Source organism: Brevundimonas sp. VNH65 (assembly GCF_049445955.1).
Classification (GTDB): domain Bacteria; phylum Pseudomonadota; class Alphaproteobacteria; order Caulobacterales; family Caulobacteraceae; genus Brevundimonas.
Map to the genome: position 1 here is coordinate 23,096 of NZ_JBMSDX010000016.1, position 26,138 is coordinate 49,233.

Sequence of the window (26,138 nt, forward strand, 5' to 3'; positions counted from 1 at the left end):
AAGGCCGTGGTGCAGGACGCCATCGAACCGAGACTGCTGAAGATTCGAACCGGCGCCGGGACCGAAATCCCCTTCGACGAAGCCGCGCGGCTGGGCGTCGGCGTTCTCGTCTCCGCGATCCAGTCGAATCCCCGCATCGGCGGAGTGTTGAAGCTGATTGTCGCGGAAAGCCGGAACCTGCCCGAACTGGCCCTGATCTGGCATCAAACGGTGATAACGCCGCTGCTTTCTCTGATCTCAGACATCATCCGTCGCGGTCAACGGTCCGGCGAAGTCCGGTCCGGCGACCCCGAATTGTTCGCAATGGGGCTGTTGGGTCCACTGGTTCTGGGGCTGCTGTGGCGGGAAACCTTCGAACCCATCGGGGCCGATCCATTGCCGCTTGAGACGCTCGCATCCCAGCATCTGGACACGGTCCTCAAGGGAATGAAGGCGTGAGGCGCCGGCTCATCTACAGGATCGCCGCCGTTGTCGGTGTCGTCGCGACGGGGGCCGCGGTCTGGTCGTTTCTACGGACCGACCAGACGAACCGGCCCCTTTCCGGCTACATTGAGGGCGAGTCGGTCTATCTCGCGGCGCCCGCCTCCGGCGCCCTTGAAGCCCTGTACGTGCGGGAGGGCGACCGCGTCCAGGCCGGCGCGGTGACCTTCCAGATCGACCCCGGCGTGCAGGAGGCCCAGGAGCGCGGCGCGGCCGCGTCCGTCGAGGCCGCCCGAGCCCGCGCCGACGATCTTCGCACGGGACAGAGGGCGCAGGAGCTCGAGGTGTTCGACACCGAACTCGCGGCCGCCCAGGCGCAGCTCCGCGAAGCCGAAGCCAGCTATGCCCGGATCGAACCTCTGGTGCGCCGGGGCATCTACGCGCCGGCCAGACTCGACCAGGAGCGAGCGAACCGGGACACGGCGAGGGCGCAGGTCGAGGCCGTCCGCCGTCGGCGAGAGGTGGCCACGCTTGGGGCGCGGGAAGATGCGTTGCGGGCGGCCGAACAACAGATCCGCCAGGCCGAAGGCGGACTGAACGAAGCCGAGGTTCGCCTGCGCACCCTCTCTCCCCGGGCGCCGGTGGAAGCCCGTGTCGAGGAAATTTTCTTCCGCGAGGGCGAATTCGTCCCCGCCAATCAACCCGTCCTCGCGCTGCTGCCCGACGCAGAGGTCAAGTTGCGGTTCTTCGTGCCGGAGCGCGAGTTGATCCACTATCGACCCGGGGCCGTGGTCAGGTTCAGCTGTGATGGCTGCGGTGCGCCGCGCAAGGCCCGGATCACCTGGATCAGCCCGCGACCCGAGTTCACTCCGCCTATCCTCTACAGTCAGGGCAGCCGGGATCGGCTGGTCTTTATGATCGAGGCGGCGCCGGAAAATCCACGCTCGCTCCAGCCGGGTTTGCCGGTCGATGTCGAGCGGTTGCGGGGCTCAAGATGACTGTTGCAAGTCCGGTTATCGATGTGCGGGGCCTTAACAAGTCGTTCGGAGCCCTCCACGCGGTTCAGGACTTTGGCATCACCGTCGAGCGGGGACGAATATGCGGATTTCTCGGTCCGAACGGGGCCGGGAAGACGACCACGCTTCGTCTCTTGTGCGGTCTGCTGACTCCAGACAGCGGCCAGGGTGAGGTTCTTGGCTACAATGTCATGAGCCAGTCCGAGCTGATCAAACGCCGGGTCGGTTACATGACCCAGAAATTCTCGCTCTATGACGACCTGTCCATCGAGCAGAACCTGATCTTCACCAGCCGGGTTCACGAACTGGACCGCCGGGCCGCCCGGGTCGAGGCCGCACTCGAACGTTTGGGGCTGGTCAAGCGGCGGCGACAGTTGGCAGGCACCCTCTCCGGCGGCTGGAAGCAACGTCTGGCGCTGGCCGCCGCGACGCTGCACGAACCCGAGTTGCTCCTGCTCGACGAGCCGACCGCCGGCGTCGATCCCGAAGCCCGGCGGACCTTCTGGGACGAAATCCATGCGCTCTCCGACGAGGGCATGACCGTTCTGGTGTCCACGCATTACATGGACGAGGCGGAACGGTGTCACGAGATCGCCTATATCGCCGGAGGTCGAACGCTGGCCCGGGGTACGGCCGACCAGGTCATCGATGAGTCCGGCCTGACCACATTCCTCGCGGAAGGGCCGAACGTCGGGCGGCTCATTGCACGCCTCCGGAACCAGGCCGGCGTCGAGATGGCGACGGTGTTCGGCACGACCTTGCACGTCTCCGGCCGGGATCGCCCGGCGCTCGAAGACGCCATCGCGCCCTTCCGCGGCCCGCAAGTCGTCTGGAAGGAGACGCGGCCCACCCTGGAGGACGTGTTCATCCAGTTGACGGCCGACCTTCAGCGAGAGTCGGACTGATGCTCTCTGCGACCCGCATCTGGGCTGTGATGGCCAAGGAATTCATCCAGCTCACGCGCGATCACCTCGCCTACGCCATGATTCTCATCATGCCGATCCTCCAGCTGGTGCTGTTCGGCTATGCGATCAATGACGATCCGCGAAACCTGCCGACCGCCGTCTATGTGCAGGACCACGGAAGCTTTTCGCGCTCGTTTCTGAGCGCCCTGACGAACAGCGGTTATTTTCGCATAACGCAGTCGGTGAACAGCCAGGCCGAGCTGGACAGGTCCCTGGCTCGCGGCGAGGTCCAGTTCGCCGTGGTGATCCCGCAGGATTTCACGCGTCGGGTTGTCCGCGGGGAAAATCCCACGATCCTGATCGAAGCCGACGCCGCGGATCCTTCGGCGACGGGCGGAGCTCTGGCCGCGCTCGCCGGCCTTCCGGGCCAAGCGCTGGCTCGCGACCTGACCGGCCCGCTGGTCCGGTCGACCCAGGGCGCCCCGTTCGAGGTCATCGTTCACAGGCGTTACAATCCGGAGGGCATCACCGCCTTCAACATCGTTCCCGGCCTGCTCGGGGTCATTCTGTCGATGACCCTGGTCATGATGACGTCGCTGGCCATGGCGCGCGAGCGGGAGCGCGGTACGCTGGAAAGCCTGCTGGCGACGCCTGTGCGGCCGCTCGAAGTCATGATCGGCAAGCTCGCCCCCTATGTCGGTGTGGGCGTTGTCCAGGTGACCCTCTTCCTGGTGATGGCTCGGCTCCTGTTCGACGTCCCCATGGTCGGCGGCTGGGACGCCCTTGTTGTCGGCGTCATGCTCTTCATCGTGGGATCGTTGGCCCTCGGCTTCTTCCTGTCCACCCTCGCCCAGACCCAGATGCAGGCCATGCAGATGTCCATCTTCTACATCCTGCCGTCCATGCTGCTCTCCGGATTCCTGTTCCCCTTCCGCGGCATGCCGGACTGGGCCCAGGCCTTGGGCTCATTGATCCCGGTCACCCATTTCCTGAGGATCGTCCGCGGCGCCCTGCTGAAGGGCGTCGGTCTGGCCGACGCCTGGCCAAGCGTGATGGCGCTGGCCGCCTTCGTCGTCGTGGTGACCGCCCTCGCCATCGTGCGCTACCGGACCACGCTCGACTGATCCCAATTCCGGGTGGCCGTCGAATTGTCCGGCCGTCCGGGTTGCGGGACCCCGTCTCACATCCCACCCCGACGAGAATCCTTTGGTGGCCTGGGCCGTTGGAGTTGGCTTCAGTCGCGCCGCCGAGTCTCAGGCATCACGCGAGCGGGCGGCGGAAACCAGCAGAATGTTTCGCTCACCCGTGTCTTCTCCCGGAGCCTGCCGTCGTTGAAGCTCTCGTTGAATCGGTTCTGCTGCGGCCCGGCCCGGCGGGATACAATGCCGGCCCACGCTGGAGCGCGTCAGCTTTGCCATCACCAGGGCGTGGGAGTGGTCGATCAGGCGTTCCAGTTCGCCACGAGGCACGTCCCGGTCCAGCGCCACGCTGATCCAATGGCGCCGGTCGAGATGATAGCGATGCCCGATGCCTGAATATTGCTCGCGCAACAGGTCGGCCCGGTGGGGATCGCACTTCAGGCTGACGGCGGCATCGCCGCGCGCCGAGAGGATCGCGAACATCTTGCCCATCAGCTTGTAAGTGGTCACGCAGTGGAGCCGCGCCGGTTCGGCCGCGGCGCCCGGCATCGCGTCCAGCAACGGCTTGGCGAGGGCGACCTGACCTGCGGCGTTCATGCACTCAAGCCCCGAACCCGGATCGCGCAATCAGGTATGCGGCTGCGTATCATACTGCATGGCGCCCATATCGTTGCCCTCTGTATCGAGGAAGCGGATCAGTGCGCCGACGGTCGGGATCACCGACCTGGGGAAGATGATCTTTCCCCCGTTCGCTTCAACTGCGAGCGCGACCGCATCGACGTCGTCGACGGCGAAGGTCGCCTCGATCCCGTTCAGGCCGCCTTCGCCGCGAGGACTTCGCCGGACGTGCATCAGTCCCTGGATGCCCGGTGACGCCTCGTCTCCGGTATGGATCAGGTAGAAGCCGGGCGGCCCCCAAGGCTCGAACGCCCAACCAAACACGGCCTCGTAGAAGGCGCGGGCCCGATCAACGTCGTCGACGTGGATGGCGAAGGAGGCGAGGTTGCTTGGCATGGCGCGAACGCTATCAGCGATGGCCGAGCCGCCGCAATCCCGCTACACGATCAAACGATGTCGCGAAAACGTCGCTCTGCCGCCGACGAGCCTTTCCTGCTCGTTCGTTCGTTCGCATCGGAGCAGGCGAGCGGCGCCGTGATCGCCCACCACCGTCACGGATGGAATCAACTCGTCTATATCGCTTCCGGCGTGATGGCGGTGGACACCGAAAGGGGGTCGTGGATCGCGCCGCCCGACTGGGCGGTCTGGGTGCCGGTCGATAGCAGGCATGCAATCCGCTTCATCAGCCGGAGCAGCCTGCGAACGATCTATCTCCGACCGGATCAGCGCCCTGAACTGCCCGAAAATAGCTGTTCGCTCGCCGTGTCACCGCTGCTTCGGGCGCTCATCCTGCGAACTGTGGAGCTGGGCATGCTGGATGAGCGCAATGAAACGGAGGCGGCGATGTCGAGACTTCTGGTCGCCGAACTTGGACTGGCGGGGCCGCCGCCCTTTACGCTGCCACAGCCGACCAGCGAGGTCACGGTGCGGGCGGCCCGGTTGATCACCTGCGCCGCGCCGGGCACAGGCAACCTGGCGTCGGTCGCCAGGATCGTCGGTATCGGCGCCCGGACGCTCGAGCGTCGCTTCCGCGCAGAGACCGGCCTCACGCCCGGGCGCTGGCAACAGCAAGCGAGGCTGCTCAAGGGGCTGGAGCTCATCGCGTCGGGCGCGCAGGTCAAGACCGCCGCGGCGGACGCGGGCTTCGCGTCCGCGAGCGCGTATATCGCCGCGTTCAGGCAGTCATTTGGTACGACACCCGCACGCTACTTCAAAGTCCAAGCTTGAAGCCTCTGACGTTCCGACCTGGCTGCCGCCGCAGTGAGATGGCATTGTCCAGGAATGACAATTGTCGCATCTTGAAGTCTGCGTGAGTGCGTCAACGCTCGAGTTCCCGGCGGTAATCGGCGATCAGTAAATCGCGTCTCCAGACCCAGGTTCAACAGCTTCTGCTCTCAACCACTCTCGTCGTCGCGCTCGGCCAGGAAATCCAGCCCTGAGACCGGACCAACCGGACCCGGTCGATCCGTGACCAACATCGCGCGCAACTGGTCCTTCAGGATCTTGCCGTTCGGATTTCGAGGCAGGGGAGCCCCCGCAACCAGGACCCGAACCGGACGTTTATAGGCCGCCAGACGGTTCGCGGCGAACGCCAGCAGATCGTTCTCCGAAGTGTGGGCCCCCGGCTTCAGGGTGACGGCGGCGGCGGGCTCCTCCCCGAGGGTGAGGTGGGGCACGCCGAACACCGCGGCGTCCATTACAGCCGGATGTTCGTAGAGGACGTTCTCCACCTCGATGCAGAATATGTTCTCTCCCCCCCGGATCAGCATGTCCTTCAGGCGATCGACGATGTAGCAGAAACCCTCCTCGTCGAGCCGCGCCAGATCGCCCGTCCGCACCCAGCCGTCGATGAAGGTCTGGGCCGTCGCCTCGGGATTGTTCCAGTAGCGGCGCGCGCACATCGGGCCCGAGACCCAGAGTTCGCCGACCTCACCGATCGCCTTCTCGGTCACGCCGTCGGCCGGATCGATGATCCGGATCCGACCCACCGGCGAGGCGGGTCCGCAACTTGTCGGCCGCGCCTCGAAATCCTCGTCGGCATTGCTGGTGAAGGTCGCCGAGGTCTCCGTCATGCCCCAGCCCTGGCTGGCGCGAGTCTGGGGGAACACCTCGCGGATACGCCGCACCAGCTCCGGCGCGGACGGCGCGCCGCCCCACCCTAGCGAGACGAGCGACGACAGGTCATAGTCGCGCCGCGCAGGGTGTTCGATCAGCTGCCAGGCGATGGTGGGCACGCCGCCGGCCGAGGCGAGACGTTCGCGTTCGATCAGTTCGAAGGCCCTGACCGGGTCCCATTTGCGCATCATCGCCAGCTTGGAACCCCCATACATGGCCAGGTTGAGGATCGCGAGGCAGCCCGTGACGTGGAAGAAGGGCACCGAGATCAGTCCCGAGTACTGCGGCGCCGCCAAGCCTGTCGGCGGCGGCGTTTCGCCGCGGCGGAAATAGCCACGCTGGATGGTGCTGAGCGCTGTGATGATGTTGCTGTTGACCGCCCGCTGGCTAGCCAGCACACCCTTCGGCCGTCCGGTCGTCCCCGAGGTGTAGAACAGGGTCGCGTCGTCCTCCGGATCGACCTCGGCCAGGGATTCGCCATGCTCCGGCAGGTCGCCCCAGGTCTCCGGCGAGCCGATGATCGCGGCCAGATCGACGGCGCCGGTATCGGCCAGGGGGGCCACCGGTCGCGCGACGAACGCTCGCTCGACGCCGGGACAGGCCATAAGGTCGGCCCCGGAACGCGCATACCGCTCGCCGTCGAACACGATCACCTTGGCGCCGCTGTCGCGGATGGCGAAGACCAGTTCGGGACCGGTCCACCAGGCGTTCAGCGGCGCCACCACGGCGCCGAGCGACGCCGCGGCGTAGAAGGCGACCGACCATTCCGGCAGGTTGCGCATGATGATGGCGACCCGGTCGCCCTTGACCACCCCCGCGGCTCGCAAGGCGGCGGCGAACGCCATGGCGGCACGCCAGTGTGCCTCGAAGCTGACGCTTTCGTCCTCGTGAACCAGGGCGATGCGGTCGCCATACAGCCGGGACTGGGTCAGAACCGCGCCGAGGGACGGCGGGGCGTGCTTCCAGACCCGCGTCGGCCGCCCCTCGACCAAGACCTCGATCATTTCGCAAGGCATGCCCGGCGCGGTAACGCGGGCATTGGCTTCGGCCAGACTCATCGCCGGCCATGATCCGGGCGTTGCAGACAGGACAGGGTTGGGCATGCGATTCTCCAGAGATCGACCCGGTCGCGAAATCATGTCAATAATCGACATTACTGCCAAAGGTCGAGACCCGTGACACGATTTACGCTGGACGCCACCATGACAATGCTCAATCGACGAACCGCCTTGGCCGCCGGCCTGGGCTTAACATTGTGGCCCGGAACCGGATCAGCACAAGTCCGGGATGGGTGGGAGCAGGCCAGCCAGGCGCTGAAAGCCTTCGTCGACGACGGCTCCCTGCCCTTCGCCTCGATCCGCGTCGCCAGGCACGGCGAAACCCTTCTGGAAGCATTTCATGGCGGGGCGGGGCCGGTCGCCGCGGATAGCCTGTTCCGAATCTACTCCATGACCAAGCCGGTGGTGGCCGCGGCGGTTGTCCTGCTGTGCGAAGAGGGCAGGCTGAGCCTTGAGACGCCGGTTGGGGATATCATTCCGGCCTTCACTCGCCTGACCGTCGCCGTGGATGAGGCCGGAAACACCGAGCCGGCCCGACCAATGACCGTGGCTCACCTGTTGACCCATTCGTCGGGCATCAGCAACAGCTGGAACGGCGACGCGGCGTCCCGGGCCTATCGCGAAGCCGGCCTCGACGCCGGCACATGGATGTTCAATCCCGCCATCGGCGGTCTGGAGGGTTTCGCTGAAAAGATCGCCGCCGTCCCCCTGCGCTTCCATCCCGGTGACGGCTGGCTCTATGGCTACTCCCTGGATATCGCGGGGTTGGTGATTCAACGCGTTTCGGGTCAGAGCCTCGGCTCCTATTTGAGGGCCCGGTTATTCGACCCTTTGGGCATGCGTGACACGGGATTCTCCGCGCCGGCGGACAGCGCCGCCCGGATGACGGATCTCTGGACGGTGCGGAACGGGGCGGCCATCGTGGTCGAACGGGGAGCAACATCCGCCTCGCTGCGTGCCCCGCAGACCGAATCCGGAAGTGCCGGCCTTGTCTCCAGCCTGGGGGACTATGGCCGCTTCGCCGACATGCTGGCCTGTGGCGGGGCGCTCGGCGGCGTGACGGTGATGACGCCCGAGTCGGTCACCTTGATGACGTCCGCGTACGGCCCGCAGGACAAGGTGGCGGCGGGCCTGACCCGGTTTGCGGCCGTCGGGCTGGGCGGTTCAGGCGCCGGCCTCGCCCAGGCGCTCGGCGGGGTCTCAACCCTGACAGACGTCGCCGGCCCCGGGTCTCGCGGTGAGTACAGCTGGGGCGGCGCGGCGAGCACCACCTTCTGGGCCGCGCCCGACATCGGCCTGTCGGTGGTTGTCATGACCCAGAGGCTGCCATCGGGATCCGTCCCGCTCCGCGACACGCTCAGGCCCTTGATTTATCAGGGGGCGGGGGGGGCATGAGGACGCGGTCTGAATTTCTGATGTAGAATGGAGCCCGGATCGTGATGCCGATTCCGTGCCTATGATGGAGTCCAGCGCCTTTGCCTCCCACCCCGCCTTCTTCCGGCCGTCAGACGCACAAGGACGAAAGCCTCACCGGCGACAGTGTTTCGGACCTGTTTGTCGATCGGATACTTGAGGGGTCGAACGCTCCAGGAGCGAGGTTGACGGAGCGGGAGATCGCCTCGGTCGCGGGATGCACGCACGCCCGCGCCCGTGAAGCCCTGCATCATCTTGAGAAGGCGGGCGCCGTCCGGATGTTCCGACATCGGGGCGCGGTCGTCGTCAGCGCGGAGGACGCTCCGCCCCAGGAGATCGATGCGGTCTGGAGCCGCCTTCTGCCCCTGCTCGAAGAGCTGGCCGGAGATCGATTGTCGACATCGGATCCGGACCTGGACGCGCGCGCGCGGTTTACTGCGGAGACGGAGCAACTTGACCGCCTGGGCGCGCTCGCAGGTGACCTGAAGCTGACGATCCTGCTGAAGCGACTGGCGCTGCATCGGGCCATTGTGTCGGTGTCCCGGTAATGGATCCTGTTCGTGGCTATCTCGATGGGACTGAGGATCTGGTGGTCGGCGTGGCGCGGACGGCGTCGGTCGCCGATCAGATCGCAGCCTGGATCCGCGACCAGATCCAGTTCGGCCACATCAAGCCCGGCGACCCGGTGCGCGAGACCCCGCTCGCCGAACATTTCGCGGTCAGCCGGGGGCCGGTCCGTGACGCGCTGAAGATGCTGGACCGGGAAGGTCTGATCGACCTCGGTGGTCGCAGCGGCGCGGTGGTTCGCACGCAGTCGCCGATGGAGTTGATGTCCATTTTTCGTATTCGCGCGGAGATAACCGCCTTGACGATGAGGACTGCGGCGGAACGCCAACGGCGCAATCCGCGACACCTGGACGCCATCCGCGACGGCGCCGCCGCGCTCGTCGCACTGGCCGTGGACCGGGATGCGCCGGTATCGGACTACATTCGCGTTCGCCGGCGTTTATCGACAGTGATCAATCTGGTGGCGGATTCGCCGTACCTGAGCCGCCTCGGGCTCGAGCTCGAGCTGGAGATCGCGCTGCACTGGGCGGCGATGATGGGCAAGGCGCGGCAGCAACAGTCCTCACACGCCTGGCTGCGCATCGCCGACGCCATCATCGAACGCCGCCCGGATGAGGCCGAACGTGAGGGCCGCGCGATCGTCCTGAACTCGCTCAGCGAACTGCTGCGATCCGAAACCGGCGTCGTCACAACGCCTTAGGTCGACGACCCGGCAAGGAACGCCCCGATCCGGTCGCTCGCGGCCAAGGCTTCGGGAGCCTCCGGGACGGCCTGCCAAACGTGGAACAGGCCCTCGCCCACGAACAAGGTCGACCGGACGCCCTCCGCCAGCGCTTTGTCATGAAGGCGGGCGGCGTCGTCGAACAGGACCTCCTCGCTACCGACCTCGATCCACATCGGCGGCAGACCGGTCAGGTCGGCATGAAGGGGCGATACCAGCGGCCGCTCACGGTCCCCGACCGTCGCATAGGCCTCTGCGAAGGCGGCGAGCGCCGCTTTGCTCATATAGGGATCGCGCCCCGCCCGGTCTTGCATCGACGCCCCGCCCAGGGTCAGGTCCGTCCAGGGCGAGAGCACAGCCACCCGCGGCGGCAGGGGCCGGCCTTCGTCCCGGAGGCGCAGCAGCAGCGCGAGCGCCAGGCCGCCGCCGGCGGAGTCTCCGGCAAGCGCCGGGGGCTCGCCTTCGGTCTCGCACAGCGACCGATACACCGCCAAGGCATCCTCCAGCCCTGCCGGAAAGGGATGTTCCGGGGCCAGGCGATAGTCCGGCAAGACCCCGACGCGGTTCGCCGAACGCGCCAGTCGCCCGGCGAGCTCGCGGTGCGTTCGTGGCGAGCCGACGCAGTAGCCCCCGCCGTGAAGATAGAGAAGCGTTCCTTCCTTGGCCGTCCCGTTGAGGCGGTCGCAGGCCACACCGGAAAGCACCGTCGGCTCGGCCTCGACATCGGTCGCGGCGAGCGAAAGCTCGGCGTTGGCCTCGAAGGCGGCGCGACGCTGGAGCAGGGTCAGCTGAAGCGCCTCGGCCCTCGCCCTGCGATGACGCAGCAACTCCGCCGCCGCCTCCATGACTGGACTGGGCATCAGCCGGGATCACCCAGAGCCAAACGACGGACGTGGCTCGCGGCGAACTCGCGGGTGGTGCGATAGGCCGGCGGCAGCGGACGGCGGTTTCGGCGCAGGGTCGACCAGATGCGCAGCATGTGGCGCTTGCGCTCCGGTTCCGGCCATTCCTCGAATGTCGTGCGCGCGTGCAGCACGGCATGATTGCTGGCGATCTGTATGTCTCCGGGCTGCATGCGGAAGGTGTGGACATGGTCCGGATCGTTGAGGGCGGCGTCGAGCGCATCAAGCGCGCGCCTTTGCACCGGTGTGAGCGGCACAACCCCATCCATCTGCTGCGCCAGTTCGATATAACCCCGCTTGTACAGAATGTTCAGCCGCCCGGCATGGTCGGTCAAGATGGGCGCGGTCTGGAAGGGTCGATCCGGTCCCAGCTCCCCGCGGGCGTCGAAATGAAAATCCTGCTGCAGGACCATTGCCAGCTCGGGTTCACTGGCCAGCAGGGTGTTGAACGCCTGGCCCACGCTGACGACGCGGCTGAGCCCTCCCGACATGGCATTCTGAACGCAAAGAATGAACAAGGCGTCAGAGCCGTCCCCATGGAAATCCAGCTCGACGTTGGTCTGATACCCGCGAAGTGTTCCGCCCTGGAAGGCGGCGCGGGCGCTCGTCTCGTCGATGAAGACATGCGCCGCACGAACGTGATGCAGCCTCTGACCCGAGGCGTCCTGCGGCTCCGGATAGCCCATGTGCGAGGCCAGGCCCCAGAACAGGCTTTCGATGTCCGGCAACGACAGCCCTTCGATCGGTATTCCGCGCAACAGGGTCACGCCGCGTCCGCCCTCGATCTGCTCGATGACACCATCCAGCACGGGGCCGAGGGTAGGAAGAGGAAACTCGTCCGGGTCGATCCGGTCCAACGCCAGGCCCCGGACACGAGTATGTTCCAGCGCCGCCAGACATTCCGCTCTCTGGGGGGCGTCGAGCGTGTACGTCCAGGAGGGATCGGCTTGAAGCTGGGAGGCGGTCCAGACCGGGGGGCCGACGACAGGTTGGGTCCGCATGGCGTGATCCGATTGTTCGAAAGGCCAACAACGCCTCGCTCGCGCTATTGTCAATAATCTACATGCTGCCATAGTGATGGAAGGCCGAAAGGAGGGCTCCATGACCAAACCCGCCACCGCGCCGTTCGTCGCCGACCGCCCTCGCCTCGCCTACCGCCATATTCGGGTCCGCGCGCTGACGCCTGCGATCGGGGCCGAGATCGAGGGTGTCGATCTGACCACCGACCTGTCCGAGGCGGTCTTCGCCGAGGTCGAGCGTGCCTTCGCCGAGAACCTTGTCCTGTTCTTCCGCGACCAGCCGATGACGCCTGAGCAGCACCTGAGTTTTGGCCGACGGTTCGGCGCGCTGGACATCCATCCGGCGGCCCCCAGCGCGGCCGGCTACCCCGAACTAATGATCGTGGCGGCGGACGAGCATTCCAGCCGCGCTAACGGCGAGGCCTGGCACACCGACGTCTCTTGCAACGCTGAACCACCGATGGGCAGCATCCTGCACATCCGGACCTCTCCGCCGGTGGGAGGCGATACCCTGTTCGCCAGTATGTACGCGGCCTGGGACGCCCTGTCAGACGGGATGAAGGCCCGCCTGAGCGGGCTCAGCGCAGTCCATGACGGCGAGCATGTCTACCGCGGCCTGTACGCGGGCCAGGGTGTCGCGGACCGGCCGAAGTATCCGTCGTCGACCCACCCCATCGCGCGGGTCCACCCCGTCACAGGCAGAACCGCCCTTTTCGTCAATTCGGGCTTCACGACCCGTATCGTAGGTCTGGCTCCAGACGAGAGCGATGCCCTGCTGAAGTATCTGTTCCAGCACCTCCAGCATCCCGCCTTTCAGTGCCGGTTCCGCTGGACGCCTGACGCCGTGGCCTTCTGGGACAATCGCTGCACCCAGCATCATGCCGTCTGGGACTACTGGCCCGCCCGCCGGTTCGGCCACCGCGTGACCGTCAAGGGCGACCGCCCGGTCTGAACCCCGCCCCATCCTCTCTGAAAGACCTTCTGAATGTCACTTCTGCTGTCCCGTCGCGATCTCGAGTTCTTGCTCTACGACTGGCTGAAGATCGATGCCCTGACGGACCGGGCGCGCTACGCTGAGCATTCGCGCGAGACCTTCACGGCGGCGATGGCGCTTTGCGAGACGCTGGCGACCGATCACTTCGCCCCTCACAACCGCCTGAGTGACGAGAACGAGCCGGTCTTCGAGAGTGGCCGAGCCCGCATCATTCCTGAGGTCAAGGCGGCCACCGATCTGTTTTCCGAGGCCGGGCTGATTGCGGCGGGTGCCGATTTCGACCTGGGCGGCATGCAGCTGCCCCAGACAATCGTCCAGGCCGGGTTGGCCTGGTTCCAGGCCGCGAATGTCGGCACCGCCGCCTACCCCTTCCTGACCATCGCAGCCGCCAACCTGCTGATCGCGCATGGCTCGACTGAGCAGATCGATCGCTATGTTCGCCCCATGATGACCGGCCGGTTCTTCGGCACCATGTGCCTGACCGAGCCGCAGGCAGGGTCGTCACTGTCGGACGTGAAAGCCCGCGCGGAGCCGCAGCCCGACGGGTCGTGGCGGCTGTTCGGCTCGAAATGCTACATCTCGGGCGGCGAGCACGATCTCAGCGAGAACATCATCCATCTGGTCCTGGCCCGGACACCGGACGCGCCTCCTGGAGTGAAGGGAATCTCACTGTTCGTGGTGCCCAAACGCCTCGTCGGAGACGACGGCTCGTGCGGCGGGCGCAATGACGTCGCCCTGGCGGGACTGATCCACAAGATGGGCTATCGCGGCGTCACCAGCACGATCCTGAACTTCGGCGAGGGTGCTCATAGGCCGGACGATCAGCCCGGCGCGATCGGCTGGCTGGTCGGCGAGCGCCACCGCGGCCTGGCCTGCATGTTCCACATGATGAACGAGGCGCGGGTCGGCGTCGGGCTGGGGTCCACCGCCTTGGCCTACACCGGCTATCTGCATGCACTGGCCTATGCCCGCACGCGGCCCCAGGGACGCAGCCCCGTCAACAAGGACCCGACCTCACCGCAGGTTGCACTGATCGAACACGCCGATATCCGGCGGATGCTGCTGGCCCAGAAGTCCTATGTCGAGGGCTCGTTGGCGCTGAACCTGTACTGCGGTCGGCTGCTGGACGACGAACGGACGGCCGAGGATTCGGCCGATCGCGCCCGGGCCCACCTGCTGCTGGACATGCTGACGCCCATCGCCAAGTCCTGGCCGGCGCAGTGGTGCCTGGAGGCCAACAGCCTGGCGATTCAGGTGATGGGCGGCTACGGCTACACCCGCGACTATCCGGTCGAGCAGTTCTATCGCGACAACCGGCTGAACCCCATTCACGAGGGCACTCATGGCATCCAAGCCATCGATCTGCTGGGCCGCAAGGCGGTGATGCAGGGGGGCGCGGGGCTGAGGCTGTTGACGGACGTCATGCGCGAGACGTGCGCCCATGCCACCGAGGTCGGGGGCGAACCAACGGTCTTCGCAAGGCAGGTTGAAAACGGCATCGCCAGAATGGAAGCCACCACGGTGCGACTGCACGCGCTGGGCGATCCGGAACGCACCCTCGCCAACGCGTGGACCTATCTGGAGGCGGTCGGACACCTCGTCGTGGGGTGGATCTGGCTGGAACAGCGCCTGGCGGTCGGTGATGCGATCGGCGATTTCGAGGACGGAAAGCGGCAGGCGGCGCGATACTTCTTCCGCTGGGAGATGCCCCGCATCGACGTGGGCTTCGACCTGCTGGACAGCCTCGACGACACGCCGCTGACCATGCGCGACGCCTGGTTCTGAGCCGTGATCGGCCCCCCCGCCCTGCTGATCGAGGAGGCCGACGGCCTCGTTGTCGTGCGACTGAACCGATCCGACGCCTGCAATGCCCTGAACCCGCCCCTGATCGAGGCCCTGACCCGAACGGCCCAGGATCTGCGGCGGCGCGCGGACGTTCGCGCTGTCATCCTCACCGGGACCGAGACCTTCTTCTCGGCAGGCGTCGACCTGAAGGGCGAGCCCGACGGCGGCACGCTGTCAGAACGCCGGGCGCGCGCGCTGGCGGGACCGGACCTGTGCCGCGCCTGGGAAGAGATCGAGACCGTGACGATCGTCGCAATCGAGGCCTATTGCGTCGGCGGCGCCTGCGCCCTTGCGCTCGCCTGCGACTTTCGGGTCATGGGATCGAGCGCGATGATGCGATTGCCAGAAGTGGCGCTGGGCATGAACATGAGCTGGGGCGCGGTGCCCCGCGTCACGGCCCTGATCGGACCCGCCCGCGCCAAGCGCTTCATCATCGAGGGCGTCCCAACGACCGCCCAGACCTGCCTCGCCTGGGGGCTTGCTGATGACGTCGTTGCGGATGGCCAGGCCCTGGGCGCCGCCCATGCCTGGGCGTCCCGGATCGCTTCCCTGCCCCCCCTGCCCGTTCGAATGAGCAAGCAGGCGGTCAATGCCTGCGCCAACGCCCTTCACGGGGCCACGGCGTTCATGGACAGGGACCAGTTCCTGCTGACCCTGACGACCGACGATCTGCGCGAGGGCGTTGAGGCCTTCGTCCATAAGCGACCGGCGACCTTTCTTGGCGACTGAGGAGATCGGGATGACGACCAGTAAACGCTCGCGGTGGATCGTGCCGCTTGTGGCGATAATCGCCGCCTTGGCGACCGGCGCCGCATCCGGCCTGCTGGTCGTCCTTAAGGGCGAGCAGATCGGTCAGTCGAGCCACGACCACTGGCTGGGCAATCGCGGCGTCGGCTCGACGCGGGCCGATCCCTGGACCCGGGCCATCATCGCGCGCATCGGCCTGCTCGCGCTGAACCGGTCCGAGACGATCTATTTCACCCGTTATCGCGACAGCGAGGGGCGAGCCTTTCGAGCCGACTGCGCCTACGAAATATCCGGCACTGACCTGCCGGCCCGATGGTGGTCGGTGACCCTGTATGGTGCGGACGACTTCCTCCCTCCGAATGATGACGGCGCGTTCAGCATCGATGCGACCCGAACGTTGCGCGATGCCTCCGGTCGCTGGCGAGCCCGGATTTCCACGACCCGCGACGGTGCGCAGAACTGGATTTCCAGCCGCGCCGCCGACAGCTTCGATCTGTCGTTGAGGCTATACAACCCGACCCCGGATGCGCTGGCCGACGAGACGACGATCCCTTTCCCCACCCTCACCCGCCTGTCTTGTGAAGGAGATGAACGGTGAAGCCGTTGTCGTTCAGAGGGCTGGCCCTCCCGGCCTCGATCCTGATCGCCCTGGCCGTCGGCCATCTGGGCGTCGTGACGGCCTATCCCTATTGGGCCATGAGCACGGCGATGGACCGTATCAGCCAGGACGGGGCGGCGGTGAACCAGTGGCGGCATGGACAACGCGCAACGGGCGCGTCCCGCCGGATCGTCAGGCCATCGCCGGACCTGGCGAACTCCAGTTGCGTCTACGACCTGGCCGATGGTCCCATCCGGGTCACCGCGGCGGCGTGGGACGGATACATGTCGGTCTCGGTCTACAGCGCCAACAGCGACAATATTTTCGTCGTGAATGATCGGGCCGCACCCGGCGGGGTCGATATGATGATCTACGAGCGGGGCACAGCCCGTCCGTCCGGGGCTGACCTGGTCGTCGAATCTCCAAGCGAGAAGGGCATCGTTCTGCAACGCCGACTGGCGCCGACACCGGAGCGATTCGCGCTCGCGGCCGCCGCGCGCGCCTCCGACGTATGCGGAACTCTGGCCGATCGGGGCCTATGACCTGAGGCAGTCGCCATAGAGGCCGCGCAGGACCTTCTTGTCGATCTTCCCGGTCGCCGTCAGCGGTACGGTGTCGAACACGATCAGGTCCGGCATCCACCATCCCGCAATCAGAGGCGCCAGATGCTCGCGTACAGCCTGTTCGGTGACCGACGCCTCGGGAACTGCTTCGACCACAAGGACCGGCCTTTCCTCCCACTTGGGGTGAAACACGCCCACCACGGCGGCGATCCGTACGCCCGGGCAACCGGCTGCGGCGTTCTCTATGTCGATGGAACTTATCCACTCGCCGCCAGACTTGATGACATCCTTGGTCCGATCGGTGATCCGCATGAAGCCGTCGGCGTCGATCGTGGCTATGTCGCCGGTGTCGAACCAGCCGTCGGCATCGACGGCGCTGGCGTCCGCCCGATAGTAGCGTTCCAGGACCCACGGTCCGCGGACCTCAAGTGTCCCCGAGGTTTCTCCGTCGTGCGGACACGGGTCGCCGGCCTCGTCGATGATCCGTATCTGGATGCCGAACGGCGCGCGGCCCTGGCGCGTCCAGATGACCTCGTCGCAGACGTCCTGACCCCGATCCGCCAGACGCGGCGTCGGCGTCGAGATCGCGCCCAGCGGGCTGGTCTCGGTCATGCCCCAGATCTGCCGTACCGTAACGCCATAGGTCCGCTCGAAGGTCTCGGCCATGACGCGCGGCACGGCCGACCCGCCGATCACCAGCCGCTTCAGCGACCCCGTAGTGCCGCTCGTGGCCTTCAGATGAGCCAGATACATCGTCCATATGGTCGGCACCCCGCCCGAAAAGGTCACGCCTTCGCCCCCGATCAGCGTCTGCAGGCTGGTCCCGTCAAAGCGGTCGCAGGGCAGGACGATCTTGCAGCCGTTGATCAGGGCCGCGAACGGCAGGCCCCAAGCGGTTGCATGGTACAGCGACTGGCAAGGCATGATGCAGTCGAAGGCGGTGAGGCCGAGCGCTCCGTCCAGGCCGGCGGCGAGGGCGTGCAGCACCACGGAGCGGTGACTGTAGAGAACGCCCTTGGGATCGCCCGTCGTGCCCGAAGTGTAGCAAAGGAACGCCCCCGCATTCTCGTCGAAGCGAGGCCAACTGAAGTCCGGATTCATGTCCGCGAGCAGGGTCTCATAGCTTTCGGCCTGGACATGCCCCCGCAGGGGTCGTTCCGCGACCGCCAGCATGACGAACAGCTCGACCGTCGGCAGCCGTTCACGCAAGCGGTCGACCATCGCCGCAAACGAGCGGTCATAGAACAGCACCCGACTGCCCGCATGTGTGATCGTGAAGACGAGTTGGTCCTCCGGCAACCGCGGATTGGCCGTGTGCAGGACCGCCCCCATCCCGGGCACGGCGAAGAATAGCTCTAGATGGCGGTGAGTATTCCAGGCCAGAGAGCTGACTCTGTCACCGGTCGCAACGCCCATGGCCGTCAAGGCGTTCGCCGCACGGGCCGCACGCGTCGCCAGACCCCCGCAATCGTATCGCCAGACCGGCTCGTCGACCAGTCGCGAGACGATTTCCCGGTCGGAATGGCCCCGCGCCGCATGAGTCAGGATGTCGCTGATCAACAGCGGCGTCTGCTGCATCTGGCCCGCAAGCATGGACGCCTCCTTGGCTAGACCGCGCGGGAAAGCGTGGATCGGATCAGGTGCAGCATTCGGTCGGCCAGGTCGATGCAGAGGTCCGCCGAAACGCACGAAAGATCGTCGGTTGCGGTATGGTGAAACCGATGCGCCCCGAACACGCCGACCACCGACGGGTAGCCCGCCGTGGCGATATCGCCGAGTTCTCCGCCTGCGCCGTCGTTGACGTCGTGCGGAGCTTCCAATCCCGGCGCCCCGGCGAAGCTGTCCCGGGCCGCATTCAACAAGGATGGCGACACGGCCAGAAATCGCTGCGGATCCGCGCTGGGAATTGGTATCAGCCCGCCCGGCACCTCGCGCCAGTCTTTGGTCGCAGCATTGGCGCCGATGTGGACCCACAGGGCTGTTCGGTCGACCGGCGCGGGCTCACGGGAAAGATGCTCGCGCATCCCTGCGTATCCGCGCTCGTGGGCCGTCGTGCAAAGCGCCAAGATGTCGACGTCCGGGATGCTTCGCGCCGCCTCCTCCACCAGCAATAGCCAAGACGCCAATCCGGACCCCCGCTCGCCGACACAGGTCGACCAGCCCGACCGGGGGGTCGACAGGACGAGGGTGCGGCCGGCGCCGCGGTCGATCCGGCCGACGACGTTGAAGACCTCGCGCGGCTCGTCATTGCGTTCGACCCGGAATGTCGCCTCGACGCCGTCGCCCACTGGTATGGCGATAGCATCGCGCGGCGAGAGTATGGCGACCGGCACCGGGAAGTCATCGCCGGTCAGGCCGGTGTTCAGGGGGACCGCCAGACCACTCGGCCCGTGGGTCACCAGGACGACCGCCTTTGCCCCGCGATCCACCGCAGAGCTGACCCAGTCCTGGATGCGGCCGTCGCGGGCCGAAGACCACCGCGCATGAGGTAAATCGAGCACCGCGACAGTTCCAGCAGGCCCCGGATCCGTCACTTCAGCCAGTCGGCGGGTCATCGGACCCACCAGCCTTCCGGCGGGAGAGGCAGGGTGGGAGATCAGAGGGACTGCCCCACCCGACCATGCGAGGTACGTTGCGCCCGCGCTTGACCAGGTCGCCGTGAACCCCTCCACCGTCACCCGGTAGTCGAGCTCCGAAAGCTCCTCCGCGATCCAGGCAACTGCCGCCTGATCGCCAGGACTGCCGGCGCGCTTGTCGCCAAGTCGACAGTAGCGATCGAGAATCCAATCTGCGCGGTCCCGGCGATCAAACGAGCCAGCCCTTGGGGATGACAAACGTGCGTCGGTCATCCCGCCCGGCCGGTCGAAGGCAAGGCGCCGGCCGTCACCAGCGATACCGAACCTGGAAACCGAAGTTCCGGGGCTGGTTCAGGCGCTGGGTTGTCGGCGAGGCGAAGATGGTGAAGGTGCTGTCGCTTATATTGGTCCCGAACACCGAATACTCGATATCACCGACCTGAAGCGCCAGTCGGGCATTGAGGATGTCGATATCCGGCAGATCGTAGTTCGGTGTGACGGACCCGGGCCGCACCAGTTCCTGGAGACCACCCGTCTGACCATTGTAGTTCACATTGAGCCGTAGCTCGCTGTTTCCGAAGACAGGCCGAGCCCAGTTCAGGTCCGCGCCATAGATCCAGTCGGGCACCTGGGCCAGGGGCTGGCCGTCGTAGATCCCAGCGGTGATCTCGCCGTCCTGAGCCGAGACGTTGACGCCAAGCCGCAGAACGCCGCCCGCGAAGTCGAACCGGGTATTGGTTTCGAGTTCAATCCCGGTGCTCTCGGCCTCGCCCGCATTGGTCAGAAACGACACGGCGTTCAGAGAACAGACCGGCAGGCCGATAAAGCACCCGTTATCCGTCTGGACAATCAGGTTCTCGGTCTGGTTGCGATAGGCCGCGAGGCCGAAGTTGAGATGACGCCCGAGGTTTCCCTTAAGCCCGATCTCGATGGCGTCCGACGTCTCGTCGTCATAGGCGGCCACGACCGGAACCGGCTGTTGCGGGACACCCAGATTGGCGTTGAAGCCACCGGAGCGGTAGCTGGATCCGACCTTCGCATAGGCCAACAGGTCCTCGTTCAGGTCGTAGGAGGCGATGATGTTGTAGGAGACATTGTCCGGCGATGTCTCGGCGTCGAACGAGAACTGCGATCCCCCCACCGCCAGTCCGGTGCCTGCATCAAAGCGGCGCGCCTCGATCGATTTCTCATCCGAGGTATAGCGCGCTTCGACAGAGAGGTTGAACGCCTCTGACAGGTCGTAGCCGAGCGATCCGTAGACGGCCCACGATTTGTACTCCAGCAGCACCGGCGACCGCAGACCGGTCGATGGATTGGCCAAGGTCGGCGTCCGCAGGTTGGTGTTGTAGCTCTCACTCTCCAGCGAATAATACTCCGCGCCGATCAGCCACGACAGGCGGTCCTGAGCGGCCAATCCGGTAAGGTGGACATCCTGGTTGAAAATGGTGCTGGTGTCGCCGACCAAGGAATTGGCGGCGGCGTCGATCGGTATCAGCACCAGACCGGCTGCCCGGTCGGCGGCCAGGGTCGTCGGATTGGTCCCGTCGGCATCAAACTGGTAGTAGGACTTGCGCTCCCGCCAGGCCGTCGTGCTGGACAGGATCGCGGAGCCGAAATCTCGCTGGTAGCGCAGGGTGGCGGCGCTGAAGTCGAGCGTGGCGGCGGGGGCCAGGCTCCACGGATACTCGTACTCCGGTTGGGTCACGCCGCGGGGGAAGGCCGGCTGGGGTGCGATCACGACGCGATAGGTGATCGCCGGAATGTCGCCTTCGAGACGTTCCGCCAGGAAGGTGACGTCAGTGCCGTCATCGCGGTAGCGTATCTGGCCGCGAACGCCGAGCGTATTCTGCCTATCGAAATAGACGTCGTTCTGCGGATTGTAGAAAAAGCCGCCCTGCTGGTCGATATAGTCGGCGCCGACACGCACGGCGATGTTCTCATTGACGACCAGGTTGGCGACCGCCTGCACTTGGGGACTTTCGTTCTCGACCCCGTATTTGAAGTCGACGAAGCCCGTGTTCGAGAACACGGGCTCCTGGGCGATGATGTTGATGGCGCCCCCGACGGCATTGCGGCCGTACAGCGCCCCCTGGGTCCCTCGCAGGATCTCGACCCGGCCGATATCGAACAGATCATTCCGGTTGTAGCTGCGGCCGCCGACGGCCCCGCCGCCGATGTAGGCGCCATCTCGGTACAACCCCACGCTGGGGTCGGCGCTCGTCGCCCGCGCCGTTGGCGAGGCGCGAATGGAGATCTCCGAGTTCACCGGCGACGAGGTATTGAAGAAGCGCACACCGGCCTGACCTGACAGCAGATCCAGGGCCGACGATACTCCGCCGCGATCCGAGAGGGTCTGATCGGTCAGGACAGAGGCGGCCACCGGGACGTCGGACAACCTTTCCTCGCGACGCCGCGCGGTCACCACGACGTCATCAATAACGGAAGCGTCCTGGGTCTGGGCGGCGGGGCTGTCCTGAGCGGCCGCCAAGCCCGGCAGTGCGGACAGCAGGGCAGCGGCGCAGACGCCCTTCATTTGGTGACGCATAGCTTCCCCCCCAGAGCACGCGAACCGCGCTTCATCTGCGACTGATGCTTTGTCGATAATCGACAAGTGTCAAGGTCATACGGATCACACTTGTAAATAATCTACATCTGAGGTCATCTTGTCGCCAGCAAAGACACCGGGGCATGGTCCGGGGCGAGGGAGTCCACCGATGACGAAATCCGGATCGCGCCGCCTTTTGGCGCGCCAGCGACCATGAGCGAGACCCGCGAGCCGCCAGCCAGAGCGGTATCCATCGTCTGGTTCCTGTTCCTGATGTTTCTGGTTTCGACCTTGAACATGGCCGACCGCCAGATCATCGGGATCGTTGCCGAGCCCATCAAGCGTGAGTTCGGGCTCTCGGACACCCTGATCGGTCTGCTGGGCGGCACGGCATTCGCCTTGGTCTATCCACCGCTCGGCTTGCCCATCGCCCGGCTCGCGGATCGTTTCAACCGTCGCAACATCCTCACAGTCTGTCTGGCCTTCTGGAGCGGCATGACTATGCTCTGCGGCCTCGTCACGGGATTTTGGTGGCTCGCCTTGGCACGGGCCGGGGTCGCGGCGGGCGAGGCGGGCTACGCCCCAACGACCCACTCCATGATCGCGGATCGGGTCTCGGAAAAGCGCCGGGCGTCAGCGTTCGCCGTGTTGGTCACTGGCATTTCGGCCGGGGCGCTGCTTGCGACAGTGGCAGGCGGATATGTTTCCGAGCACTACGGCTGGCGGATGGCGTTCGTGGCGCTTGGCGTGCCGGGTATGATCGTCGCGATGATGGTCATGCTGACCGTGGCGGAACCCCCCCGTCGGGCTGCCGTCAAGACCGGCAGCGCCTGGGCGACCTACAGGCGGCTGTTGTCCAGCAAGCCCTTCACCTGGTGCGTGGTTGCATCGGCGCTGCATCTCATGGTGACCTATGCTGTGGGCGCCTGGGGCATCGCCTGGTTCATTCGCTTTCATGAGATGGGCTTGGCGAGGGCGGGCCTTGTTCTGGGCGGCCTCGCGGCCATCGCCGGGGTTCTCGGCAGCATCGGCGGCGGTCTGATCGGGGATCGACTGGCCCGGGTCGATCGGCGGTGGCTGGCCTGGTGGCCGGCGGTGACGGTCTTCGTCGCGGCCTTCGTCGGAGCCGGAGCCTTCCTGACCGGAAATCTGGACTGGGCCATTGGGGGCATTACGCTGGCCGTCTTCCTGAACGCTCTCTACCAGCCGTCCAGCTATGCGCTGATCCAGAGCGTCGCCGATCCTGCGGAGCGCGCCAGCGCTGCGGCGTTGATGATCTTCGTCCAGAACCTTATCGGCCTGGGACTCGGCCCCCTGCTGGTCGGAATCCTGAGCGATGCGCTCGCGCCCTCGCTGGGGGTTCGCGCGCTCGGCGTGGCGATGGCCGGCATCTTCATGGTCAACGTCCTGGCGGCGGGGGCCTACTGGGTGGCCGGCCGTCATTATGGTCGGGCGCCGGCCGATCATGTGGGAGGTTGATGCGATGCGTGCCTTGATCCTGTCGACCTTCGTGGCCCTGAGCCTCGTCACGATTCCCGCCGCAGCCCAGGAGGAGCGTCCCAGAGCCGAAGTCGCGCAAGGCGTCGTCGTCGGCGAGCGCACCGGAGAGGTCGAGGTCTTTCGGGGCCTGCCCTATGCCGCCGACGCCGGCGGCGCCAATCGCTGGAGAGCCCCTCAGCCCGCCCCGTCCTGGCCGGGCGACCGGGACGCCTCGGCCTTCGGGCCGATCTGCACTCAGCGGGTGGGTGTCTCCTCCCCCGCTCTGCGGGCGCGCCCGCAGAGCGAGGACTGCCTCAGCCTGAACATCTGGAAACCCGCCGACGCCGACGGCGCGCCGGTCATGGTATGGATTCACGGCGGAGCGAACAGCTTCGGATCCGGATCGGACGTCTACTACGACGGCACGCCCTTCGCGCGCCGGGGCGTAATTCTCGTGACGATCAACTATCGCGTTGGCCACCTGGGCTTCTTCGCCCACCCGGCCCTTGCTGAGGGCGGCGGCGACCTCGTGAACTATGGCCTGCTGGACCAGATCGCCGCGCTTCGCTGGGTCCGGCAGAACATCGGGGCGTTCGGCGGCGATTCCGCCGATGTCACGATCTTCGGTGAGAGCGCGGGCGGAGCCGCGGTCCTGAACCTGCTCGCCTCGCCTGACGCGCGTGGACTGTTCGCCAAGGCGGCTGTCCAGTCCGGTGGCGGCCTGCGCCTGCCGCGAGATGTCGCCGTCGTGACCCGCGAGGGTCGCGCCACGGTAGAGGCGGTCGGCTTGAGCGGCGACGCGGCGACCGCCGAAGCCCTGCGCGCCCTGCCCGCCGAACGGTTCACGCAGGATGGTGTCCGCCCCGCCGTTCCGGGCTTCGGTCCGGCCGTGGGGGGCGCGGCCCTGCCCGAAGCGCCGCTCGCCGCCATCCGGAGCGGGCGGTCGGCCGGCGTTCCCCTGATCATTGGCGTCAACAGCAACGAGGCCAGTCTGATGCAGGCCTACGGGATGCAGCCCGAGGCGGTCATCAACCAGTTCGGAGGCCGGCTCCCGGCCCTGCTCGACGCCTATGGCCCGTCGATCAACGGGGACGACGCCCTCTATGCCCGCAGGCTCTATGGCGATGTGGTCTTCGCCTATCCCGCTCGGGCCGTGGCCATCGCCCACAGTCGTAGAGCGCCGGTGTGGCTCTACTGGTTCGACTATGTCGCAGAGGGCCGACGGGGCGAGGTCACCGGCGTCGCCCATGCAGCCGAGATCCCCTATGTCTTCGACACGTCGCGGGAGGCGGCGGGACTACCGTCTGTCTCCCCGGCCGATCAGGCCTATGCCGAGGGAGTCAACGCATGTTTCGCGAGCCTTGCCCGGACGGGCAGACCGTCAGATGCTCCTTTGTGCGCCGGTTGGCAGCCCTATGACCGCCGGCGAGACAACTGGTTCGCCTTCGCGCCGACGCCGTCGGAAATCGAGCGACGCGACCGGCGTCCGCTCGACGCTATCGGAGCCGTCTTGTCACGGCTCGGCCTGGAGTGAAGGAGTCGGCCGACGGGATGCCGGGCGATGGGGGCCGGCGGGACCGCCAGCCATCCTCGTGATCGCCGCCTGCGTCTTGCGCGAAAGGGCTGTCGGCAAGATGACGCCGGCCGCTTTGCGGTCATGGTCACGGCCCGCGCCATCGGGCGCCGACAGCCAAGTTTGGCGGATGCCAGCTTGCGTGGATTGGCAGCGTTTGGCCGCTCAGGCTGCGATGTTTCTCGACGCGGCAGCCTCTGAAGCCCACCAGCAAGACATCGCCAGAAGCGCGGCCTCGCATTCGTCCAGGCCGGACTGCGTCAAGGCGTATCCGGCCTTCGATCGGGTATAAATCGCACCGGGATTCAACGCCGTCCGCAAATTTGAAACGTAGACATAAGCGCTACGGCGACTGAGACCGAATGAGCCGGCGCTCACGATCTCGCCTTGGGCTCGCCAGAGCATGGAAAGGACCCGGGCGCGGCCTGCGGAAAGACCGAACCATTGCACGAATGCAAGGTCTTCGGCGACCAGGACATCGTTCGCAACGAACCCAAAATGCATGTGCAGAATATGATTTGCCTGCTATTTATTTGCAACCTATATGGCGGGAATGACCACCACCACCAACATCCCGCTCGGCCGCGCGATCGCCTTGGCAAGCCGCAAATGGCGTCTGCGTCTGGATGAACGCCTCAGGCACCTCGACCTGACCCAGGCCCGTTGGCATGTGCTGCTTGAACTCAGAAAAGCGGACAAGATATTGAGCCAAAAAGATCTGGCGGCGCGCATCGGCATCGAGCCTCCCACGCTCGTCCGTCAGCTGGACGACCTCGAACGGCGCGGACTTGTTCGCCGAGAGGCGATCGAAGGAGACCGCCGGGTCAACGCTGTCTACCTGACAGAGGCCGCCGGGCCCGTTCTGGATGCGATTCTGGAGATCGCCGAACAGGTCCGGCGCGAGATCACCGGGGGATTGTCCAGGGACGACCTGACCACCGCCACCCGGGTCATTGCGCACATCAACGAAAGACTAGACGACAAATGAGCGACGCTCCCTCGCCTCCCCCCTCCGCCCCGAAGGAAAAGTCCAAACCAGGACGGCGCAGGCTGATCATCCTCGTCGGCGTCGTCGTGGCCGTCGTCGCACTCGTTTTCGGCTGGATTCACCTGCGGGCGGGAAGTGTGTCGACCAACGACGCGCGCATTGGCGCCCACGTCGTCGCCGTCAGCAGCGAGGTCTCGGGACGGGTGGTTGATCTTCAGGTCCGCGCGGGTCAACGGGTCCGCGCCGGGCAACTCCTGGCGCGAATTGATCCCGCGGACTCCCGACTGGCCCTCGAACGGATCGACGCGGAGATCGCGCGGATCGAGGCCCAGCAGAG

Annotated in this window: 26 protein-coding genes; 17 read left to right on the forward strand and 9 right to left on the reverse strand. The window is 66.2% G+C overall.

The features are described from left to right. Positions 1-6: 6 nt before the first annotated feature. Genes ACO2Q1_RS16765 through ACO2Q1_RS16780 form a run of 4 tightly spaced genes read left to right on the forward strand, consistent with a single transcriptional unit; the run spans position 7 to position 3,465 of the window. A complete protein-coding gene (locus tag ACO2Q1_RS16765; RefSeq protein ID WP_423330634.1) occupies positions 7-438 on the forward strand; it encodes a TetR/AcrR family transcriptional regulator C-terminal ligand-binding domain-containing protein in 432 nt (143 codons plus the stop codon). Further along, positions 435-1,418 carry an HlyD family secretion protein gene (locus ACO2Q1_RS16770; RefSeq protein WP_423330610.1) on the forward strand — a complete coding sequence of 328 codons (984 nt, stop codon included), beginning with the start codon at positions 435-437 and terminating at the stop codon, positions 1,416-1,418. The genes ACO2Q1_RS16765 and ACO2Q1_RS16770 overlap by 4 nt, the downstream gene beginning before the upstream one ends. Then, complete coding sequence (locus ACO2Q1_RS16775; RefSeq protein ID WP_423330611.1) at positions 1,415-2,341, forward strand: ABC transporter ATP-binding protein; 927 nt, start codon at positions 1,415-1,417, stop codon at positions 2,339-2,341. The genes ACO2Q1_RS16770 and ACO2Q1_RS16775 overlap by 4 nt, the downstream gene beginning before the upstream one ends. Next, complete coding sequence (locus tag ACO2Q1_RS16780) at positions 2,341-3,465, forward strand: ABC transporter permease (protein WP_423330612.1); 1,125 nt, start codon at positions 2,341-2,343, stop codon at positions 3,463-3,465. The genes ACO2Q1_RS16775 and ACO2Q1_RS16780 overlap by 1 nt, the downstream gene beginning before the upstream one ends. A gap of 129 nt (positions 3,466-3,594) precedes the next feature. Here ACO2Q1_RS16780 and ACO2Q1_RS16785 read toward each other — a convergent pair whose 3' ends face one another. Together ACO2Q1_RS16785 and ACO2Q1_RS16790 are read right to left on the reverse strand one after the other, a co-directional pair. Continuing rightward, a complete protein-coding gene (locus ACO2Q1_RS16785; RefSeq protein WP_423330613.1) occupies positions 3,595-4,077 on the reverse strand; it encodes an MmcQ/YjbR family DNA-binding protein in 483 nt (160 codons plus the stop codon). Between the two features lie 30 nt (positions 4,078-4,107). Continuing rightward, complete coding sequence (locus ACO2Q1_RS16790) at positions 4,108-4,494, reverse strand: VOC family protein (protein WP_423330614.1); 387 nt, start codon at positions 4,492-4,494, stop codon at positions 4,108-4,110. Between the two features lie 57 nt (positions 4,495-4,551). On the opposite strand from ACO2Q1_RS16790, the gene ACO2Q1_RS16795 reads away from it, so the two are divergent. Then, positions 4,552-5,325 carry a helix-turn-helix domain-containing protein gene (locus ACO2Q1_RS16795; protein WP_423330615.1) on the forward strand — a complete coding sequence of 258 codons (774 nt, stop codon included), beginning with the start codon at positions 4,552-4,554 and terminating at the stop codon, positions 5,323-5,325. Between the two features lie 167 nt (positions 5,326-5,492). Here the strand turns inward: ACO2Q1_RS16795 and ACO2Q1_RS16800 are convergent, their stop codons facing one another. Next, positions 5,493-7,316 carry a class I adenylate-forming enzyme family protein gene (locus ACO2Q1_RS16800; protein WP_423330616.1) on the reverse strand — a complete coding sequence of 608 codons (1,824 nt, stop codon included), beginning with the start codon at positions 7,314-7,316 and terminating at the stop codon, positions 5,493-5,495. A gap of 126 nt (positions 7,317-7,442) precedes the next feature. On the opposite strand from ACO2Q1_RS16800, the gene ACO2Q1_RS16805 reads away from it, so the two are divergent. From ACO2Q1_RS16805 to ACO2Q1_RS16815, 3 genes are all read left to right on the forward strand, one after another. Then, positions 7,443-8,666 (forward strand): serine hydrolase domain-containing protein, encoded by a 1,224-nt coding sequence (locus ACO2Q1_RS16805; protein ID WP_423330617.1) that lies wholly within the window; start codon positions 7,443-7,445, stop codon positions 8,664-8,666. Between the two features lie 80 nt (positions 8,667-8,746). Further along, positions 8,747-9,232 (forward strand): GntR family transcriptional regulator, encoded by a 486-nt coding sequence (locus tag ACO2Q1_RS16810; RefSeq protein ID WP_423330618.1) that lies wholly within the window; start codon positions 8,747-8,749, stop codon positions 9,230-9,232. After that, on the forward strand, positions 9,232-9,951 hold the full coding sequence (locus ACO2Q1_RS16815) for a GntR family transcriptional regulator (protein WP_423330619.1): 720 nt from the start codon (positions 9,232-9,234) through the stop codon (positions 9,949-9,951). Before ACO2Q1_RS16810 ends, ACO2Q1_RS16815 begins: the two co-directional genes overlap by 1 nt. Here ACO2Q1_RS16815 and ACO2Q1_RS16820 read toward each other — a convergent pair. Both ACO2Q1_RS16820 and ACO2Q1_RS16825 read right to left on the reverse strand, forming a co-directional pair. After that, positions 9,948-10,832 carry an alpha/beta hydrolase fold domain-containing protein gene (locus ACO2Q1_RS16820; protein WP_423330620.1) on the reverse strand — a complete coding sequence of 295 codons (885 nt, stop codon included), beginning with the start codon at positions 10,830-10,832 and terminating at the stop codon, positions 9,948-9,950. The genes ACO2Q1_RS16815 and ACO2Q1_RS16820 overlap by 4 nt on opposite strands. Next, positions 10,832-11,731: a TauD/TfdA family dioxygenase gene (locus ACO2Q1_RS16825; RefSeq protein ID WP_423330621.1), complete on the reverse strand. Its 900-nt coding sequence runs from the start codon at positions 11,729-11,731 to the stop codon at positions 10,832-10,834. Before ACO2Q1_RS16825 ends, ACO2Q1_RS16820 begins: the two co-directional genes overlap by 1 nt. A gap of 244 nt (positions 11,732-11,975) precedes the next feature. Here ACO2Q1_RS16825 and ACO2Q1_RS16830 point away from each other — a divergent pair, with 244 nt between their 5' ends. From ACO2Q1_RS16830 to ACO2Q1_RS16850, 5 genes are read left to right on the forward strand one after another with little or no spacing between them, the layout of a single operon-like run. Next, entirely contained in the window at positions 11,976-12,845 is an 870-nt protein-coding gene (locus ACO2Q1_RS16830; RefSeq protein ID WP_423330622.1) for a TauD/TfdA dioxygenase family protein, read from the forward strand. A 33-nt stretch (positions 12,846-12,878) separates the two neighbouring features. Further along, positions 12,879-14,672, forward strand: coding sequence for an acyl-CoA dehydrogenase (locus ACO2Q1_RS16835; protein WP_423330623.1), 1,794 nt, complete (start codon positions 12,879-12,881; stop codon positions 14,670-14,672). A 3-nt stretch (positions 14,673-14,675) separates the two neighbouring features. Then, positions 14,676-15,461 (forward strand): enoyl-CoA hydratase/isomerase family protein, encoded by a 786-nt coding sequence (locus ACO2Q1_RS16840; RefSeq protein WP_423330624.1) that lies wholly within the window; start codon positions 14,676-14,678, stop codon positions 15,459-15,461. A 10-nt stretch (positions 15,462-15,471) separates the two neighbouring features. Then, complete coding sequence (locus tag ACO2Q1_RS16845) at positions 15,472-16,077, forward strand: DUF1214 domain-containing protein (RefSeq protein ID WP_305485525.1); 606 nt, start codon at positions 15,472-15,474, stop codon at positions 16,075-16,077. Then, positions 16,074-16,619 carry a DUF1254 domain-containing protein gene (locus tag ACO2Q1_RS16850; RefSeq protein ID WP_423330625.1) on the forward strand — a complete coding sequence of 182 codons (546 nt, stop codon included), beginning with the start codon at positions 16,074-16,076 and terminating at the stop codon, positions 16,617-16,619. The genes ACO2Q1_RS16845 and ACO2Q1_RS16850 overlap by 4 nt, the downstream gene beginning before the upstream one ends. Here the strand turns inward: ACO2Q1_RS16850 and ACO2Q1_RS16855 are convergent. The 4 genes from ACO2Q1_RS16855 to ACO2Q1_RS16870 all read right to left on the reverse strand — a co-directional run bounded on the left by ACO2Q1_RS16855 (position 16,614) and on the right by ACO2Q1_RS16870 (position 22,060). After that, entirely contained in the window at positions 16,614-18,233 is a 1,620-nt protein-coding gene (locus ACO2Q1_RS16855) for a long-chain fatty acid--CoA ligase (protein WP_423330626.1), read from the reverse strand. The genes ACO2Q1_RS16850 and ACO2Q1_RS16855 overlap by 6 nt on opposite strands. 14 nt (positions 18,234-18,247) lie before the next feature. After that, positions 18,248-19,489, reverse strand: coding sequence for a hypothetical protein (locus ACO2Q1_RS16860; protein ID WP_423330627.1), 1,242 nt, complete (start codon positions 19,487-19,489; stop codon positions 18,248-18,250). 34 nt (positions 19,490-19,523) lie between these two features. After that, positions 19,524-21,761: a TonB-dependent receptor gene (locus ACO2Q1_RS16865; protein ID WP_423330628.1), complete on the reverse strand. Its 2,238-nt coding sequence runs from the start codon at positions 21,759-21,761 to the stop codon at positions 19,524-19,526. Between the two features lie 113 nt (positions 21,762-21,874). Next, entirely contained in the window at positions 21,875-22,060 is a 186-nt protein-coding gene (locus tag ACO2Q1_RS16870) for a hypothetical protein (RefSeq protein ID WP_423330629.1), read from the reverse strand. Here ACO2Q1_RS16870 and ACO2Q1_RS16875 point away from each other — a divergent pair. The 4 genes from ACO2Q1_RS16875 to ACO2Q1_RS16890 form a co-directional block, all read left to right on the forward strand. After that, positions 22,059-23,240 carry a spinster family MFS transporter gene (locus ACO2Q1_RS16875; RefSeq protein WP_423330630.1) on the forward strand — a complete coding sequence of 394 codons (1,182 nt, stop codon included), beginning with the start codon at positions 22,059-22,061 and terminating at the stop codon, positions 23,238-23,240. The two genes, ACO2Q1_RS16870 and ACO2Q1_RS16875, sit on opposite strands and share 2 nt — an antisense overlap. Before the next feature lie 4 nt (positions 23,241-23,244). Next, positions 23,245-24,774, forward strand: coding sequence for a carboxylesterase/lipase family protein (locus ACO2Q1_RS16880; RefSeq protein WP_423330631.1), 1,530 nt, complete (start codon positions 23,245-23,247; stop codon positions 24,772-24,774). A 592-nt stretch (positions 24,775-25,366) separates the two neighbouring features. Continuing rightward, positions 25,367-25,801 carry a MarR family transcriptional regulator gene (locus ACO2Q1_RS16885; protein ID WP_423330632.1) on the forward strand — a complete coding sequence of 145 codons (435 nt, stop codon included), beginning with the start codon at positions 25,367-25,369 and terminating at the stop codon, positions 25,799-25,801. Beyond that, positions 25,798-26,138 (forward strand): biotin/lipoyl-binding protein (locus ACO2Q1_RS16890; RefSeq protein ID WP_423330633.1); only part of this gene is annotated, 341 nt, incomplete at its 3' end. The genes ACO2Q1_RS16885 and ACO2Q1_RS16890, both read left to right, overlap by 4 nt.